General features: G+C 40.8%; 3 protein-coding genes and 1 pseudogene. 3 read left to right on the forward strand and 1 reads right to left on the reverse strand.

What is annotated here, in order from left to right:
- A pseudogene (locus tag G2999_RS12455) lies at window positions 1-319 on the forward strand (hypothetical protein); the annotation flags it as partial.
- Window positions 320-342: 23 nt separating this feature from the next.
- On the opposite strand, the gene G2999_RS10995 reads toward G2999_RS12455, so the two are convergent.
- A complete protein-coding gene (locus G2999_RS10995; protein WP_010181794.1) occupies window positions 343-951 on the reverse strand; it encodes a GspH/FimT family pseudopilin in 609 nt (202 codons plus the stop codon).
- A 186-nt stretch (window positions 952-1,137) separates the two neighbouring features.
- Between G2999_RS10995 and nadE the strand changes: the two genes are divergently transcribed.
- Together nadE and G2999_RS12460 are read left to right on the forward strand one after the other, a co-directional pair.
- A complete protein-coding gene (nadE, locus tag G2999_RS11000) occupies window positions 1,138-1,971 on the forward strand; it encodes an ammonia-dependent NAD(+) synthetase (RefSeq protein WP_010181796.1) in 834 nt (277 codons plus the stop codon).
- A 3-nt stretch (window positions 1,972-1,974) separates the two neighbouring features.
- On the forward strand, window positions 1,975-2,245 hold a 271-nt coding region (locus tag G2999_RS12460), incomplete at its 3' end, for a P-II family nitrogen regulator (protein WP_010181798.1).

Genomic DNA, 2,245 nt, shown 5'->3' on the forward strand with positions numbered 1-2,245 from the left:
CCAAACGAACAATCGGCATTTATTTTGTCGCCGGTGGCGTATCAACAGATGTGCAAGTCAGGGGATTGGCCAACAGCTCATTCAATATGGACTGGCACATCTTAAGGCTATGCACATTGATTTAGTTTTCACTTATGGCGATCCAAACTATTATTCTAAGACAGGTTTTTATCAAATTAATGAAGATATTGTTAAAGCGCCTTGTCCATTGAGTGAGCCAATCGGTTGGCTTGCTCAATCGCTTGATGGTCAAATGATTGAACCTATAGTTGGCACAACTGGGTGTGTTGATGCATTAAATGATCCCGAGTTATGGTAACAGTGGCAATAGTGATTTAACTATTATTCACAACGTAGCATCTTACCGTTATTTTTCTCATATACATTATCACCATCGCTGTCTTTACTAGTGGATACCCGACCTTGTAAGCTCACAAACAAGGCTCGGGTAAATTGAACTTTCGCTGAAACATCACACAGTTTAATAGTCCCAGGGCTGGCACTTGTTCCACTGAAATGGAATGTGATGCCTCGAGCTGGCCCACTCACTAATGTCTGTAACTCACTTTGTTCACTACTAATTAACAGGACTTCGTTACCATCAATGTGAGTGTTATTATTCACATCAGCAAACACGATTTTACTTACCGTCCAATCATCACTGCATTGAACATAATCGTTACTAGGGCAAACGGTAATGCTTTGTTTAGTTTCTAACGCTTGTAGCCGTGCATATTGTAATAAACGGCCGATCCGGTTTTGTTCACTGATAATTCGGTTTTGAATAAAAATATTCTGAGCACTTGGCACGACCAGTGTGGTGGTGATCCCTATAATACTTAATGCCAGCATCATTTCTAATAAGGTCAGGCCTAACGTAGGTGATATTCCTCTTGTGCCTCTAGATGGAAGCTTGGCGCGAAATCCTGACGTTAAATGCGGTGAGTTCACATGATCAGCCTTAAAAAATATTCAATACTCATTATAATATTAATGCAATAGGGTATGTTTTTAGGTATTCTAAACCCTTAAAATGCTCCACTTTATATACGCTAATTATGCTGCGTAATAAATTTGAAGCAACTGTCTCAAAGACAGGTTTTACACATTCACTCATTCAGCTCAAAAGGTTTGACTATGATCGCTACTATTTTAGCGGAAATGAAAGTGCTACCTACTATCGATGCAGCTCACGAAGTAAAACGTAGAGTCGCATTTATTCAGCAACAGCTTAAAGCCTCAGGTTGCACATCTTTAGTTTTAGGGATTAGCGGTGGTATAGATTCTTGTACCTTAGGCCGTTTAGCACAGCTTGCCGTAGACGGTCTTAATGAACAAGCTCAAGGTCAATATCAATTTATCGCAGTGCGACTACCTTATTCCACACAAGCCGATGAGCAGGATGCACAAGATTCAATTACGTTTATACAACCAACCCAAAGTGTGAGCGTGAATGTGCAACCGGGAACCGATGCTATCCATGCACAAACAACTCAAGCACTCGCTGATGCGGGGTTAATGCCACAAGACCCTCATCATATTGATTTTGTGAAAGGCAATGTCAAAGCGAGAGCAAGAATGGTCACCCAATATGAAATAGCCGGTATGTTAAATGGCTTAGTGCTAGGGACTGACCATAGTGCTGAAAATATCACTGGTTTTTATACTAAATATGGTGATGGGGCCTGTGATTTAGCGCCATTATTTGGTCTGAATAAACGTCAAGTGCGCCAATTGGCAACCTACATGGGGGCCCCTGAAAAGGTCATTACCAAAGCACCAACTGCTGATTTAGAATCGTTGACACCGCAATTAGCAGATGAACAAGCACTTGGGTTGAGTTATGATGAAATTGATGATTTTTTAGAAGGGCGTGACGTCAGCCCTGCAGTAAGTGATAAACTTGTGGCAATTTACCAAAAGACGCAACACAAACGTATTCCTATTCCAACTATTTATGACAGCGAGTAAGTGATGAAAAAAATAGAAGCAATTATTAAACCGTTCAAAATGGATGATGTCCGTGAAGCCTTAGCCGATGTGGGTGTGAATGGTATGACCGTAACCGAAGTTAAAGGTTTTGGCCGTCAAAAAGGGCATACTGAGTTATATCGAGGTGCTGAATACCAAGTAGATTTTTTACCTAAAATGAAGATTGAGATCATTTTATCAGATGATGTAGTAGATAGAGCGATTGAAGCGATCACCTCTGCGGCAAACACGGGTAAAATCGGTGACGGTAAGT

This window comes from Glaciecola sp. HTCC2999 (assembly GCF_000155775.1).
Taxonomy (GTDB): Bacteria; Pseudomonadota; Gammaproteobacteria; order Enterobacterales; family Alteromonadaceae; genus Opacimonas.